Here is a 14307-nt window from a genome sequence, read left to right as displayed (position 1 = left end):
ATTCCTTATGCTTGTAGGTATCTTTGTCTATGCTCTTATTTTCCTTAGATTGCTCTACCTTCAACTTTTTAGAGGTGAATACTACAGAGAGCTTGCTCAAAGAAATTACGTGAGGAAGAGGGTTATATATCCTCAGAGGGGGGATATTCTTGACAGAAGAGGGGAAAAGTTAGCTTATGACACTCCGAGGTATATACTCCTTCTTGACCATCAAAAATTGCAAGAAGAAGGGAATCTTAGGGAGGTTTTGATGAATGTTGAAGAAATATTTGGAGTTAAACTGGATTATGAAAGTATAAAAAAGAGAAAGGCAATAGAACCGGTTGTCCTGACAGAGCTAAAGACACAAGAAGAGATAGATAAATTCTATAACTACAGCTACAAGCTACCAGGTGTCTTTATAAACACGGTGCCAACAAGAAACTACCCTCTGGGTGAGGTATGTGCCCATGTGGTAGGCTATGTTTCCTACCCTACGGAAAGACACTATCAGAAATATGGGGACAGGATCGGAAGTCAGAGTTTGGTGGGTGTATATGGGCTTGAGGGGGTTTTTGATACAGACCTTCTGGGCAGGGTCGGGGCTGAGGAAGTTATGGTGAACGCAATTGGAAGGGTTATAGGAAATCTGGGCTACGAAGAGCCAAAGAAGGGCATAACCCTTTTAACCACCATAGACTCAAGAATACAGAAAATAGCCTATGAGGTCTTTAGAGACTCTGGACACAAGGCTGGTGCGGTTCTTATAATGGATACGAGGACTGGTGAGGTGTTGGCACTTCTAAGCTACCCATCTTTTGACCCCAACAGAATAGCAGACTTATGGAGTCAATATAACAGTGATAAATTCAGACCTCTTTTCAATAGGGCAACACAGGCAAAGTATCCCCCTGCATCGGTTATAAAGCCTGCATTGGGAGTAGCCTTGCTTGAAAAGGGTGTGTCTCCAAGAGAAGGTGTTGTATGCAGGGGACATTTTGAGCTTGGAAACAGAAAGTTCTTCTGCTGGAACAAGGCAGGACACGGCTGGGAGAACCTACACGGAGCAATAAAAGACTCTTGCGACGTCTACTTTTATCATTTTGGCTACTACAAACTTGGTCCAAGGGAGATAGAAAGAACTCTCAGGAGCTTTTCTTACGGAGAAAACATACCCTTTGACCTTCCTATTGCAAAAGGTTTTATACCAACCCCAGAATGGAAAAGAAGCAAAGTAAAAGAGCCATGGTATGGTGGAGACACGGTTAACATGTCTATAGGGCAAGGATACATGAAGGCTACCCTCTTTGAGCAAACTCTTATGATGATGGCGATAGCCAATAATGGGGTTATATACAAACCTCTGCTGGTAAAGGAAAAAAGAGACGCAAGCGGAAGGGTAATATGGAAAGCCGGCAAGAGCGTTTATAAGTTGGTAAAAGCTAAGCCAGAGCATTTTGCCATTGTTAGGGAAGCACTTAGAGATGTAGTAAGGTCAGGAACTGCTACCTCTGCCTATTCCACAATCGTTGATATAGCAGGCAAAACGGGAACTGCTCAGGTCTCTATCCACAGTGCAAGAAGAAGAAACCTCCCTTATCATCTTAGAGACCATGCATGGTTTGTGGGTTTTGCACCTTACAGAGACCCTGTTTTTGTGATAGGAGTACTTGTAGAACATGGAGGCTCTGGAGGTGCGGTCGCTGCACCTATAGCAAGAAAGATTCTTGAAAGGATATACATGGAAGGCATACACAAGGAGCTTACTTAAAGGCTACAAGCGTGGATATGTTAAACTCCTCCTTGTAAAAAACTACTCTAAAGTCCTCAAAAAATCTGGAAAGCTCTCCCTCCTTAAGAAGGTAATCGGGATTAAAGTCCCTTTTTATAAGGGTATGCCTTTCATTGTAGGTTTCAAAGATAATCAAACCATTAGGCTTTAGAGCCTTCTTTATTTGGGGTATAAGTCTTCTATTTAGATAATAGAAGTTCACAACAAGGTTATATGTATCTTCTTTCAATACAAAGTAGTCAAGGTCAGCACATATAAAATTCACTTTAAGATTCCTTTCATTGGCTTGCCTTCTTGCCTTTTTGAGTGCAACAATAGATATATCAATTGCATCTACAGTAAAGCCTTGCTTTGCAAGAAAAATCGCATTCTCTCCAGTTCCACAAGCTATCTCAAGTGCCCTTCCAACAGGTGCATAGGTGTAAAATTCAACCAAGGTTTTGTGGAGCGTGCTTTGCCAACCCTGTAGATATTTAAAGTCCCACCTTTCCTTGTCCTGAAGTGCCATGATAGAATTTTAAACTCAATGAAGAGAGTTCTTGTCTGGGGTCTTGGCGTTAGCGGAAGGTCTGCGGTTAACCTTTTGAAGGCTAAGGGCTTTGAGGTATATGCAGGAGACGATGCGAAGGGTGATAGCTTTGAAGAGTTCCTCCATATAGTGGATACGGTGGTTCTCTCTCCGGGCATACCACCGCACCACGCACTTTGGAAAAAAGCACAAGAGAAGGGAGTAGAAGTCATAGGAGAGCTTGAGCTCGCTTGGAGGTTCTTTGAGGGCAGAGCCTTAGCTATCACTGGCACAGACGGGAAGTCTACCACTACAAGGCTTACATACCTTATGCTAAAAGAGGTCTATGCCAACGTGGAGGAGGGGGCGAACGCAGGCAAGCCTCTCTCTGAGATAGTCTTAAGCAATCCCTCTTGCCTTGCGGCGCTTGAGGTCTCCTCCTTTCAGGGTAAAACTCTAAAAACCTTTAGACCCATAGGAGGGGCTTTTTTAAACTTTTCGGAGGACCACCTTGATTGGCATCCGAGCCTCCAAGATTACCTTGAGAGCAAAAGAAACATCTTTTCAAGGCAAAGGGAAGAAGACTTTCTCTTATTGAACGCAAAAGACCCAAGAATAAGAGAAACTCCAAGTGATGCAAAAAAGTTTTTCCTCCTTGAAGAGGGTATGCAAGGATACATAAAGGAAGGCAGAGCCTACTTTCTCGGCGAGGAGCTTTTTGAGGTGGAGAAGCTCAAGATAAAGGGGAAACACAACTGGCACAATGCCCTTTTTGCAAGTGCTATGGCAAGACTTATGGGTGTGGAGAAGGAGATAATACAGGAAGTTCTCTATAGCTTTTCTGGACTGCCTTATAGGATGGAGTATATGGGAAGTTTTGGTGGTGTAGAGGTATACAACGATTCTAAGTCTACCACCGTTAACGCCTTAAGGTCCGCCCTTGAAAGTTTTGAAGATGGCAAGGTTATCCTAATAGCAGGTGGAAAGGACAAGGGTGGAGATTTTGAAAGTATAAAGGAGCTTGTTAAGAAAAAGACAAGGCTCGGCATTCTCATAGGTGAGGCAAAGGAGAAGATCGCAAAGGCTTGGCAGGGTTGCGAGGTCTATGTGGAGAAAGACCTTGAGTCTGCGGTATCAAGAGCTTTTGAGTTTGCCAGACGGGGAGATGTTATCCTCTTTTCTCCAGCCTGTGCTTCCTTTGATATGTTTAGAGATTACAAGGAAAGGGGAGAGAGGTTTAAGCGGTTAGTTTTTGAGCTTGGTGGCAAAAATTTATGAGCTTTGCTATAATCTTTTAACTTACAAACCTTCACGGAGGCAGGCATGAAACTGCACGAGCATCAGGCAAAGGAGCTTTTGAAAAGATATGGTCTTCCTGTACCAGAGGGAAGAGTAGCCTTTAGCCTTCAAGAAGCCCTGCAGGCGTGCGAAGAGCTTGGAGAGTTTCCTCTTGTGGTAAAGGCTCAGGTGCACTGCGGTGGGCGTGGAAAGGCTGGCGGTGTAAAGTTAGTCAAAAACGCAGAAGAGCTCCAGCAAGCGGTGGAGGGTATGCTTGGGAAAGTGCTTAAGACCTTCCAGTGTCCTGACGGAAAACCTGTAAGCAGGGTATGGATAGAAAAGGCTACCAACATAGAAAGGGAATACTACCTCTCTATAACCCTTGATAGGGCGGTTTCTAAACCCGTTTTGATGGCTTCTGCGGAGGGTGGAATGGAAATAGAGGAGGTTGCCAAGGAAAAACCAGAAGCCATACACATGCTCCATATAGACCCAGCGTTAGGTCTTATGCCTTCTCAGGCAAGAAGGATAGCCTTTAAACTTGGACTTCCTGTAAACGAGTTTGTAAAGATAGCTTTGGCTCTCTACAAGGCATATATAGACCTTGATGCAAGCCTTGTGGAGATAAACCCACTTGTCCTTACAAAAGAAGGAAGCCTTGTGCTTCTTGACGCAAAGGTGGAGCTTGACGACAATGCCCTAATAAGGCACAAGGACCTTGAAGAGCTTGAAGACCTCACTCAGCTTGACCCTCTTGAGGTGGAAGCAAAGAGGTATAACCTTAACTACATAAAGCTGGATGGAAACATAGGATGTATGGTAAACGGTGCAGGGCTTGCTATGACCACAATGGACATAATAAAGCTTGCAGGAGGAGAGCCTGCCAACTTCCTTGATGTGGGCGGTGGTGCCAACGTGGAACAGATAGCCAACGCCTTTAGGATACTTATGGCGGACCAGAATGTAAAAGCGGTCTTTATAAACATCTTTGGTGGTATCCTTAGATGCGACAGGCTTGCCAATGGTCTTATAGAGGCTGCAAAGATGGTGGAAATAAAGGTTCCCGTTGTGGTTCGTATGGAGGGGACAAACGTAGAAGAAGGCAGAAGACTTTTAGCTGAATCTGGACTGAACTTTATAAACGCAGTGGATATGTGGGATGGGGCAAAGAAGGCGGTGGAGTTGGCAAGAAATGGACTTTAGTGTGGTAAGGGAAGAAGACTTTACTGGCTCTATTCCAGAAAACACTCTTATACACGGAGACTGCAGGACTGTAATGGATAAGCTACCAGATGGTATTTTTGATATGGTTTTTATAGACCCACCTTACTTTCTTCAGCTTCCAAAAAAGCAGTTAAGGAGATGGAAGGTTCGCACAGAGGTTAACGGAGTGTGCGAGGAGTGGGACAACTTTGAAAACTTCCAAGCCTACGATAGCTTTGTGGAAGAGGTTTTAGAAGGGGTAAAAAGAGTGATGAAAGAAACCGCAACTCTGTGGGTTATAGGAACATACCATAACATCCACCGCTGGGGCAAGATAATGCAAGATATGGGCTTTTGGATATTAAACGATGTTATATGGCTAAAAACTAACCCTATGCCTAATTGGCTTGGAGTTAGGTTTACAAACGCCACAGAAACACTTATATGGGCTGTAAAGGACAAAAGCGTCAAAAAATACACCTTTAACAAAGAATACGCAAAAGCCTTTGGCATTGGAAAGGTTTACGAGAATGTGTGGAGAATACCCATATGCACAGGGGAGGAAAGACTAAAGGATGAAAAGGGCAAAAAAGTTCATCCCACACAAAAACCCGTTGAACTTCTTAAAAGAATAATTCTTGTCTCTACAAGGGAGGGAGACCTTATTTTAGACCCTATGGCTGGAGTTGGGACTACTGGCTATACCGCAAGCATGCTTGGTCGAAGGTGGACTATGATAGAAAAGAAGGAGGAATATGTAGACTGGACAGTAAAGAGGTTAGCTTCTATAAGAACTAAATCACTATACGAACAGGTTAAAACATGAAGTGTGAAGATATAATTTCTGTCCTAAACGATGCCATATTTGGTAAAGATAAACAAGAACTTATTGAGAGATTAGCGGAAAATCCAGAAAGGTTTATAGGACTTTTCAGACCTACTAAGCCCTATGCGAAAGCTATACAATTTCTACTGCAATCTCACGAGATTAAATTTGGTGATGCTATGGAAGATATAATAGCGAATATTTTTAAGGAACAGGGTTTCAATTCAAAGGTAAACGAGAGATTAACTTCCAATGGAAAAAATCTTAGCGTGGATATACTGCTTGAAGGCGATAAATCTGCATATTTAATAGAAGTAAAGGTTAGAGACGACCATGACTCGTCTAAAAAGGAAGGACAGATTTTTAATTTTCAAAGGAAGTTAGAGGCGTTTATTGAGGTTTATGGCGAGTATGAGAACTTAGCGGGAATAATGTATTTCATTGACAATACCTTTCAGAAGAACAAAAATTATTACGAGAGCAAGTTAAGAGAGCTTAGTAGTTTTTTTAACTTGGAGGTTTATCTTTTTTATGGCAGAGAGTTATTTGAATTTTTCCGTATAGGTCAAGATTGGGATAATTTGGTATGTTGTATAGAAAGCTGGAAGAAAACCCTACCAGATTTTCCAGTAATAGACTATGACTCAGATGTAGAAGATAGTTTTACTAAATTAAAGGGCTTATCAGTAAGCACTTGGAAGAAAATAGTTGAGAACGAGGCTTTATGGGAAGAAGATGGAATAATGAAAGTGCTTTTCAAGGAAGGAACTACATTGAAGGAATTATGTAAGTATTTCAAAAACTTTGATGGGAGACTCAAACCTGCTTACCTAAGGTTAGCTGAGCTTCTGGAAAGAAAAATTGCAAAAATTTATAAGGAGGTTAAGTCATGTCAATCCTTGTAGACAAAAACACAAAAGTCTTAGTCCAAGGCATAACAGGAAAGGAAGGCTCTTTCCATGCTATCCAATGCAAAGCCTATGGCACTCAGGTAGTGGCAGGTGTTACTCCTGGCAAAGGAGGTCAGTCTGTAGAGGGTATACCTGTCTTTAACACTGTGGAAGATGCTGTCAGAGAAACTGGTGCTAACTGCTCACTTATCTTTGTCCCACCAGCCTTTGCAGGAGATGCCATAGTGGAAGCTCTGGATGCAGGCATAGAGCTCGTGGTATGTATAACAGAAGGCATACCAGTTAGAGACATGATGATGGTGAAAGACTACATGAAGAAAAACTATCCCAACGCCAAGCTTATAGGTCCAAACTGCCCAGGAGTGATAACCCCAGGCGAGGCAAAGGTGGGCATAATGCCAGGGCATATCTTCAAAAGAGGTTCTATAGGCATAGTTTCAAGAAGTGGGACGCTTACCTACGAGGCATCCTATCAGCTCACTCAGTTTGGACTTGGACAGTCCACTGCGGTGGGAATAGGTGGAGACCCAGTTCATGGGCTTTCTCACAAAGACGTTATAGCCATGTTTAACCAAGACCCAAAAACCGAGGCTATACTTATGATAGGAGAAATAGGTGGAACTGCGGAAGAAGAAGCGGCGGAGTATATAAAGGAGCACGTGAAAAAGCCAGTATTTGCCTACATTGCAGGCATAACCGCACCACCGGGAAGGCGTATGGGACATGCGGGTGCTATAATAAGTGGAGGCAAAGGCACAGCTCAAGCAAAAATGCAAGCCTTAAGGGAAGCAGGCGTGACGGTAATAGAAAACCCTGCCTTTATAGGAAAGACTGTGGCGGAGGCTATCGGAAAGATATGATTAAATATATGTTGATAAACTAAACCTGTGATATATTTTATAAACCCAAACTTTTAAGGAGGTGTTAATATGGCTCTGAAGACCAAGGTTGATCCAGATACCTGTACCTCATGCGAGCTCTGCTATGACAGGGTTCCCGAGGTCTACAAAAACAGGGGCGATGGCATAGCAGAAGTGGTCAGCCCTGGGCCCGATGGCTGGATGCTTGTCCCTGCAGAGCTTGAAAGCGAGGTCAAAGAGGTTACCGACGAATGTCCCAGTGGGTCTATCATAACAGAAGAAGTGTAAGCGTAAGGGTTGACATAGATACGTGCACCGCTTGTGAGCTTTGCTACGACAGGCTCCCAGAGGTTTTTGTGGACAAGGGGGATGGCATCCCCCTTGTTATCATAAGGGTGCCTATAGAGAATGTATATGAGGACATCCTTCAGGTGGCAGAGGATTGTCCCAGCGGGTCTATAATTCTATACTGAGTTGGATAAGATACTCTTTCTTGGAACTGCAGGCGGTAGGGCAAGCGTTTTTAGATTTTTGCGGAGGTCTGGGGGCTTTTTGCTTTTTTTATCTGATTCGCTGGTGCATGTAGACCCTGGTCCTGGTGCCTTTGTTTATCTTCATCAGCTTGGGGTGGACCCAAGAAGCATAGACTTGGTAGTCTTATCCCACATACATCTTGACCACTCTTCAGATGTAAATGCGGTCATAGAATCTGCCACGGACGGAGGAAAGATAAGACATGTAGCTCTCTTTGCTCCAAAGTCCGCCTTTGAGGGGCATCACAGAGTGGTTCTGCCCTTTATAAGAGAAAGGCTTGTGATGGAAGGTTTTCTTAGAGAAGGTGAACTCCTCTCCTACAAATCAGTGAGTGTAAAGGCTGTGATGAAACATACACATCATGGTGCAGAGACCTATGCACTCCTCTTCAACGACAGAATTCTTTACGTTTCCTGTGCTCTTTATGAAGAGAGGATGCTACAGATGTATCCACATAATGTAGATGTGATGATAATAAACACCACACTCTACAGGAAGACAAAACCCATAGACCACCTTACCGTTGAAGATGCGGAAAGGTTGATATGTGGTTTAAGACCTAAAAAGGTCATACTAACACACTTTGGGTATGAGTTTCTTTTACAACATGACCCTGAAAGGGTTGCAAAAGAGCTATCTCAAAAATACGGAATACCAGTGATACCTGCGAAGGACTTTATGGAGGTAGTCCTTTAGTGTTGGAACACTTTTTCCCTGAGTTAAAAAGATGGGCGGAAGAGTTTGTGCAGGAGCATGGCTACACTGCACTCTTTATACTTTCTTTCACAGAATCCATAATGCAGCCAGTGCCACCATATCCCTTTATAGTGAGTGCTCCCATATTCAAGCTAAGTCCATACACTGCAGGCTTTGTAGCCTTTGCAGGAAATATATTAGGTGCTCTGGTTGCCTACTATCTTGCAAGAATCTTGGGAGAAGCCTTTGTAAGAAAGGTTTTTGGTCAGAGACTTTACCTGAAGGGGGAAGCCCTCTTTAACAGATACGGCTTTTGGGCGGTGCTCATAGGAGAACCCTATAAGCTGGTTTGCTGGCTTGCGGGGCTCTTTCACATGCCCCTGTGGAGTTTTATCTTAGCAAGCCTTATTGCAAGAGCTATTAGAATAGGCATATTTGTTTTCTTTGGTGATGTGCTTGAAAAATTTATAAACTAATGGGTGCGGGAGGACTCGAACCCCCAACCGGGCGGTTATGAGCCGCCCGCTCTGCCATTGAGCTACGCACCCTTAGAGAAAATATTATAAAACCTCTTGACAACCTTTGCAACCCTATGATAGAGTTTTGGAAACTTAGCCAGGGAGGTAGTGCCATGAAAAGATTTGTCTTTACCCTCGCCCTGGTGGGAGCTCTCTGCAAGCCCATAATGGATGCGTCTCCCCTAGGCATAGGTGGGCCTTCAGAGGTCTCCTATCAAAATACTGAACCAAGTGAGGAACTTTTTGACGTGGATACAGTCAGCAAAATTATAGCCACTGAGATGTCTGTGGAAGAAGCCATGAAAGAGCTTTTCAATGTCAAAACTATAGAAACAGTCAAGCCAGACATATGGCCAGTGGTGGGTGTTATAACCTCAGACTACGGTTGGAGAACCATGGGAAGGAGAAGAGAATTTCACACTGGCATAGACATATCCGCACCTTACGGAACACCTGTGGTTTCCTCTTCTGAGGGCAGGGTTATATACGCAGGGTGGATAAGGGGCTATGGCAAGACAGTTATTATCTATCACGGTTATGGTTTTGCAACCCTATACTCACACCTATCGGACATAAAGGTTTCCTACTCAGACAGGGTTGTAAAGGGTCAGATAATAGGAAACGTAGGAACTACCGGTAGGGCGTTTGGACCACACCTCCATTATGAGGTTCTAAAATACGGGGTCAGACAAAACCCTATAGCATACCTGCCTTAGAGTAGACCTCTTCTCTTTAGGGCATCTTCGTATATTCTCTTGTAGAGATGGTTCCACTCGGGGGTACCCTCCACTATCCTTTTTGAATAAGACCTTATCCTTTCTCTTACCTCTTTGTCTATCTCTTCCTCTTCTCTAACCGCCTCCATGAGAATCTCCCTTATCCTGTTCCTTATTACGCTCGGCTCTTCGTATATCTCCACCTGAGGGTCTTCCATTATCATGTCCTTTATTCTATGGGCTATTTGGTTCATCCTCTCCCTCCTTGAGGTGTGTATGTTCATCTCCTCTGCGAGCTTGCTCCTAACAGTTTTGTAGGCTGTCCTATAATCAAGGCTGGTTTCTTCAAGAAGCTCCAACTTTTCCTTGAGTATTTCCTTAGTTTTTTCGTCAAGCATTCTTTCCTGTTCTTCCGCCTCCTTAAATATGGCTATTATCTTTTTCTTAAAGGTATAGGGGTCTTCTGGCTCTATTATTTTCTCGTTCTCATAGAGTTCCTTTATAATCCTATCCGCTATCCTCTCCACAAGTTTCTCAGGTAGCCTCATACACCGCCTCCTAAATCTTATCAATTATATCACAGAAAACTCTCAAGAAGGCTCTTGACTTCCTGTGTGTATTCACCACTATCTTCGTTGATTATTAGAGGTTTTTCAACAAAAGGCGAAGGTCTTAAATTTTTTAATGCATGTATACGCACTATTTTTGCGTTTTTTTGTAGCTTTGGGTAAAAAAATCTCAAGGATTCTACCTCCATTCTGTAGTTTTTCATATGGATTATGGATTCTATAAGGCGATGTGAAGCTACTAAAATGTTAAAATGTCCACCATCTTTAAGCAAAAAGCTCGCTGTTTTCACAAAATCTTCAAGACTCGTATCTGTCTCATGATGATAGACATTAGCTGGATTATAAACCCTATAAAAGGGAGGATTGGCAACCACCACATCAAAACTCTGAGGCTTTAGGAAATTCTTTGCGATCCTGAGGTCAAGGTCAAGAACATGGATTTTATCCTCAAGTTTGTTGAGCCTTATATTCTCTCTGAGAAGCTGGAGCATAATAGGGTCCCTTTCCATAGCCCAAACTTGGCAAGAGTGTTTGAGGGAAATAAGTATGGAGAGCGTGCCAAAACCTGCACCAAGGTCAAGGACTTTTGAGCTTTTTTTTATGCCTTTAAGATTTGCTACGAAAAGTATCTCTACTATTGACAGTCTGTGTGTTTTTGGCTGTTTGAACCTTACCTTTCCTCTGAAGAATTCAAACTCCTTATACTCTTCCAAACCTTTCTACAAGTTCAAGTAGGGTTCTTGCCCGTTCTTTGAGTTTTTCCAGCTCTTCTATCTCCTCCATGGTCTGGGCGGTTGCCAGTCTTCTTATTGCTTGGTCAAAGAGTTCCTTCTCCTTGCCAGGGTCAATGTCTCCTATGTTGTAGGCTTCTTCTGCGAGGATTATCACCTTTTCAGGCGTCACATCCACAAAGCCGTAGGTTACCGCAATGCCATTTTCTTGCTTTCCGTCAAAGTAAACAAGCCCTGGCTTTAACATGGTCATCAGATACATATGTTTTTCAAGAACACCTATCTCACCCTCTGCGGTTGGTATGTTTACCGAGTTTACCTCCCTTGAAAAATGAAGTCCCTGAGGTGTGACTATCTCTACCTTTATCATGGCGTTAAAATTATACCATGAAGGCTTATGTGCTTGGAAAACTTCCCCGCATGCTCTCCACCACCCTCTTTCACGCCATGGCGGAGCTGGGCTATGAGGGTCTCATACTCTGTGAGCCAGAGGATACCTACGTAAGCCTTGGATACTTTGACAGGGCTCAGGAGCTTATAGACCTCAAAAGGTGCAAGGAGCTGGGACTTGGTGTTATAAGGAGGCAGGTGGGAGGCGGTGCGGTGCTCTTGGCACCGGGGCAGGTTTTTTATCAGCTTGTGCTTCCCAAAAGCCTTGTGCCCTTTAAGGTAGAGGATGCCTACAGAAGGCTCTCCCAGCCAGTTATAAAGGCTTATGCCAGGCTTGGGCTTGATGTGGAATACAAACCCATAAACGACCTTGTGGTAAGGGAAAGTCAGAGAAAGGTCAGCGGGCAAGGTGCGGGGGACATAGGAAGGCTTTTTGTCTTTGTAGGCAACATACTTCTGCGATTCGACCCAGAGCTTATGGCGGAGCTTTTTAATGTTCCAGAACCACGCACAAGGGAAAGGGTAAGGCAGAGCCTTTGGGAAAACATAGGCTGGCTTGAAAGGGAGCTGGGAAGGTCCTTTGACTTTCAAGAGGTTGCCAGTGTGCTTTTGGAGGAGTTTTCTAAAGATTTTGAGCTGGAACCTTGCACAGAAGCACCATGGCAAGCCCTTGAGCTTGCGGAAAGGCTCAGAAAACACATGACCTCGGAGGAGACCATCCTTGAAGACACGGGTAGAAAACACACAGCCATAAAGATAAGGGAAGGGGTCTATGTGCCTATGTCTTGAGCCATATTCCTTGGTCTTGCAAGCTCTCGGAGGAAAGCCTCTATACGCCCTATGAAGTGAAAGTAGTCAATGGCTTTTATAGGCTTTATCATCTTCATCCTCTCTCTGACATCTTCTTGAGATACCTGTATTTCTTATCCTGTGGCTTTAGCCCTTTTCTTTGAAGTTCTGCCATTCTTTTGGTTATTTTGGTATCATATACCTTCAAAAACTCAAAAAAGTTCCTCCCTATCAGATCCCCTTCGCTTGTTGCTATCAAAAGTCTTAACCATATGTCTATTCTGGACTGTTTCATCCACTGTGTTAAAATAAAGTAGGGGATGCTAACATAAAGCGGACGAACTACGAAAAATACAAACGCTCCCATAACACTAACTCCAGAAATAGAGCCCTGTATGTGGTAGCTGGAACAGATACAGATGGCTACAAGGAAATACTTGGCTTTTGGCTTGCAAAAGAAGAAAGTGCCAGCTTTTGGGTAAATGTTTTCAATGACCTCAAGGCAAGAGGAGTAGAGGACATACTTGTAGTGGTAAGCGACGAGCTAAAGGGTATACAAGAAGCAGTAAGGAGCGTATATCCCATAAGCGACCATCAGAAGTGTCTGGTTCACGAGGTAAGGAACAGTCTAAAGAAGGTCAAATACAAAGACAGGAAGAGAGTAGCCAGTGCCTTGAGGGCAATATACATGCCCGCCACGCAGATGCAAGCTAAGGAGAACTTTGAGAGGTTTAAGAGGGGATACCAAGTAGAGTATCCACAGGTAGTGAAGGAGTGGGAAAGAGACTTGAGGAGATATTGACCTTTTACAGATATCCGTATGAGATAAGGAGTATGTTGGCGATTACAAACTTTGTGGAGAGTATAAACAGCGAGATAAGGAAGGTGATATATGGCAAGAGGGTATTTCCGAGGGATGAGGCTTGAAGGTATGTTATGGGGTAGCGATGGACATAGAGGAGGATAAAGCCTTTGAGGGATTGGGAGAAAATATATGTCCAGCTGATAATTCTTTTTGAGGGCAGGCTATGAGGTATGGTTATAACTTACACAAATTTTGAAACAGTATCCAAATAGACTACAAGGTGCTTTTAGAAAGCCCAGACCCTATGGATAGGTCGTTGGCATGTTTGTGTAGGGTAGAAGATGAGGCGTATCTGATAGAGAAACTCATAAAGACAATGTAAGGCATGAAGGAAGAAGAGATAAAAGACTACCTTTTGAAGGCATTGACACTGACAGAGCTAAGACCTGACTTAAGGATAAGGCTAACGAAGGAGGTCAAGCACATGCCTATAGTGGTTAGACCTGAGGATATAAGATTGCCAAAGAGAAAGTTGAAGAAGAATATTCTGTATAGGCTTGGTATTGAAGAGGGTCTTTTAAAGTCTGCACAGAAGATGGTTATCACTTTGGTAGAGGGCAAACTTGGTATGTGCCAGAGGCTTTGCAATAGAGAGTAAGAAAGATGAAAGATAGAGGATTTTTACGTGCCTTGATTAAAAAGCTGATAAGCTCTGAGGATATTTTGGGAGTTCTGAAAAAAAGAATTAAGTGTTTGATATTCTCCTCTTTCTGAAAAACTCCTTCAACAAACTCCTCGCTTCCTCCATAGGTAGATATTCCCACTTTACCCTGTGGTTAAAATATGGTTCATCAAAGAGGTTAAACCTACTCATAACCGCACCATACTTTTCATCTAATGCAAGAAAGACAACCCTTTCTACCCTTGCTAACACCATGGCGTAGGCACACATGGGACATGGCTCAAGGCTTACATAGACCTCACAGCCATAGAGGTATTTCTCACCGAGTTTTTGCATAGCTTCTCTAAGGGCGAGCATTTCTGCATGTGCGGTAGGGTCTTTTAACTCCTCTACTCTGTTGTGGGCTTTAGCTATGACTACTCCATCCTTTACCACCACACAGCCTACAGGCACTTCAGACTTTTCAAAGCCTTTCTTTGCAAGCTCAAGGCATACTTGCACAAACTCCTGCATTGTATTA

The 14307-nt window shown here is 43.4% G+C and carries 19 protein-coding genes, 1 tRNA gene and 1 pseudogene; 14 read left to right on the top strand and 7 right to left on the bottom strand.

From position 1 onward, the window contains the following. Nucleotides 1-7 precede the first annotated feature (7 nt). Nucleotides 8-1750 (top strand): penicillin-binding protein 2, encoded by a 1743-nt coding sequence (gene mrdA / locus G3M65_RS07710; RefSeq protein WP_254426252.1) that lies wholly within the window; start codon nt 8-10, stop codon nt 1748-1750. Here the strand turns inward: mrdA and G3M65_RS07705 are convergent. Then, entirely contained in the window at nt 1743-2279 is a 537-nt protein-coding gene (locus tag G3M65_RS07705) for a class I SAM-dependent methyltransferase (protein ID WP_173834000.1), read from the bottom strand. The two genes, mrdA and G3M65_RS07705, sit on opposite strands and share 8 nt — an antisense overlap. A gap of 18 nt (nt 2280-2297) precedes the next feature. On the opposite strand from G3M65_RS07705, the gene murD reads away from it, so the two are divergent. From murD to G3M65_RS07660, 9 genes are all read left to right on the top strand, one after another. After that, on the top strand, nt 2298-3557 hold the full coding sequence (gene murD, locus G3M65_RS07700) for a UDP-N-acetylmuramoyl-L-alanine--D-glutamate ligase (protein ID WP_173833999.1): 1260 nt from the start codon (nt 2298-2300) through the stop codon (nt 3555-3557). Nucleotides 3558-3602: 45 nt separating this feature from the next. Continuing rightward, nucleotides 3603-4760, top strand: a complete 1158-nt coding sequence (sucC, locus tag G3M65_RS07695; protein ID WP_173833998.1) for an ADP-forming succinate--CoA ligase subunit beta — start codon at nt 3603-3605, stop codon at nt 4758-4760. Further along, nucleotides 4750-5586 (top strand): DNA-methyltransferase, encoded by an 837-nt coding sequence (locus tag G3M65_RS07690; protein ID WP_173833997.1) that lies wholly within the window; start codon nt 4750-4752, stop codon nt 5584-5586. Before sucC ends, G3M65_RS07690 begins: the two co-directional genes overlap by 11 nt. Continuing rightward, nucleotides 5583-6491, top strand: coding sequence for an HpyAIV family type II restriction enzyme (locus G3M65_RS07685; protein WP_173833996.1), 909 nt, complete (start codon nt 5583-5585; stop codon nt 6489-6491). Before G3M65_RS07690 ends, G3M65_RS07685 begins: the two co-directional genes overlap by 4 nt. Continuing rightward, complete coding sequence (gene sucD / locus G3M65_RS07680; protein ID WP_173833995.1) at nt 6476-7357, top strand: succinate--CoA ligase subunit alpha; 882 nt, start codon at nt 6476-6478, stop codon at nt 7355-7357. Before G3M65_RS07685 ends, sucD begins: the two co-directional genes overlap by 16 nt. A gap of 69 nt (nt 7358-7426) precedes the next feature. Then, a complete protein-coding gene (locus G3M65_RS07675; RefSeq protein ID WP_173833994.1) occupies nt 7427-7645 on the top strand; it encodes a ferredoxin in 219 nt (72 codons plus the stop codon). Next, the gene (locus tag G3M65_RS07670; RefSeq protein ID WP_173833993.1) at nt 7609-7830 is read left to right on the top strand and encodes a ferredoxin; all 222 of its coding nucleotides are present in this window, start codon (nt 7609-7611) and stop codon (nt 7828-7830) included. The genes G3M65_RS07675 and G3M65_RS07670 overlap by 37 nt, the downstream gene beginning before the upstream one ends. A gap of 1 nt (nt 7831) precedes the next feature. Beyond that, complete coding sequence (locus G3M65_RS07665) at nt 7832-8587, top strand: MBL fold metallo-hydrolase (protein ID WP_173833992.1); 756 nt, start codon at nt 7832-7834, stop codon at nt 8585-8587. Then, nucleotides 8587-9063, top strand: coding sequence for a YqaA family protein (locus G3M65_RS07660; protein WP_173833991.1), 477 nt, complete (start codon nt 8587-8589; stop codon nt 9061-9063). The genes G3M65_RS07665 and G3M65_RS07660 overlap by 1 nt, the downstream gene beginning before the upstream one ends. On the opposite strand, the gene G3M65_RS07655 is transcribed toward G3M65_RS07660, so the two are convergent. Beyond that, nucleotides 9064-9135: transfer RNA gene (locus tag G3M65_RS07655), tRNA-Ile, on the bottom strand. 83 nt (nt 9136-9218) lie between these two features. Between G3M65_RS07655 and G3M65_RS07650 the strand changes: the two genes are divergently transcribed. Continuing rightward, a complete protein-coding gene (locus tag G3M65_RS07650; protein ID WP_173833990.1) occupies nt 9219-9821 on the top strand; it encodes a M23 family metallopeptidase in 603 nt (200 codons plus the stop codon). Here G3M65_RS07650 and G3M65_RS07645 read toward each other — a convergent pair. The 3 genes from G3M65_RS07645 to atpC are packed head-to-tail and all read right to left on the bottom strand — an operon-like array spanning nt 9818 to nt 11491. Next, nucleotides 9818-10369, bottom strand: a complete 552-nt coding sequence (locus G3M65_RS07645; protein WP_173833989.1) for a DUF507 family protein — start codon at nt 10367-10369, stop codon at nt 9818-9820. The genes G3M65_RS07650 and G3M65_RS07645 overlap by 4 nt on opposite strands. Before the next feature lie 29 nt (nt 10370-10398). Continuing rightward, nucleotides 10399-11103, bottom strand: a complete 705-nt coding sequence (locus G3M65_RS07640; protein ID WP_173833988.1) for a tRNA1(Val) (adenine(37)-N6)-methyltransferase — start codon at nt 11101-11103, stop codon at nt 10399-10401. Next, nucleotides 11090-11491, bottom strand: coding sequence for an ATP synthase F1 subunit epsilon (gene atpC / locus G3M65_RS07635; RefSeq protein WP_173833987.1), 402 nt, complete (start codon nt 11489-11491; stop codon nt 11090-11092). The genes G3M65_RS07640 and atpC overlap by 14 nt, the downstream gene beginning before the upstream one ends. Before the next feature lie 17 nt (nt 11492-11508). Here atpC and G3M65_RS07630 point away from each other — a divergent pair, with 17 nt between their 5' ends. Beyond that, complete coding sequence (locus G3M65_RS07630) at nt 11509-12300, top strand: lipoate--protein ligase family protein (RefSeq protein ID WP_173833986.1); 792 nt, start codon at nt 11509-11511, stop codon at nt 12298-12300. Nucleotides 12301-12394: 94 nt separating this feature from the next. Here G3M65_RS07630 and G3M65_RS07625 read toward each other — a convergent pair whose 3' ends face one another. Next, nucleotides 12395-12667 carry a hypothetical protein gene (locus G3M65_RS07625; RefSeq protein WP_173833985.1) on the bottom strand — a complete coding sequence of 91 codons (273 nt, stop codon included), beginning with the start codon at nt 12665-12667 and terminating at the stop codon, nt 12395-12397. Between the two features lie 30 nt (nt 12668-12697). On the opposite strand from G3M65_RS07625, the pseudogene G3M65_RS07620 reads away from it, so the two are divergent. Continuing rightward, nucleotides 12698-13227 (top strand): annotated as a pseudogene (locus G3M65_RS07620) (IS256 family transposase). A 263-nt stretch (nt 13228-13490) separates the two neighbouring features. Next, nucleotides 13491-13763: a hypothetical protein gene (locus tag G3M65_RS07610; protein ID WP_173833982.1), complete on the top strand. Its 273-nt coding sequence runs from the start codon at nt 13491-13493 to the stop codon at nt 13761-13763. Nucleotides 13764-13850: 87 nt separating this feature from the next. Here the strand turns inward: G3M65_RS07610 and G3M65_RS07605 are convergent, their stop codons facing one another. Next, complete coding sequence (locus G3M65_RS07605; RefSeq protein WP_173833981.1) at nt 13851-14300, bottom strand: nucleoside deaminase; 450 nt, start codon at nt 14298-14300, stop codon at nt 13851-13853. Nucleotides 14301-14307 lie beyond the last annotated feature (7 nt).

It is taken from the genome of Hydrogenobacter sp. T-8, assembly GCF_011006175.1.
GTDB classification, from domain to species: Bacteria; Aquificota; Aquificia; order Aquificales; family Aquificaceae; genus Pampinifervens; species Pampinifervens florentissimum.
Note: the sequence above shows the minus strand (reverse complement) of the source record. Positions and strands in the feature narration are given on the sequence as shown.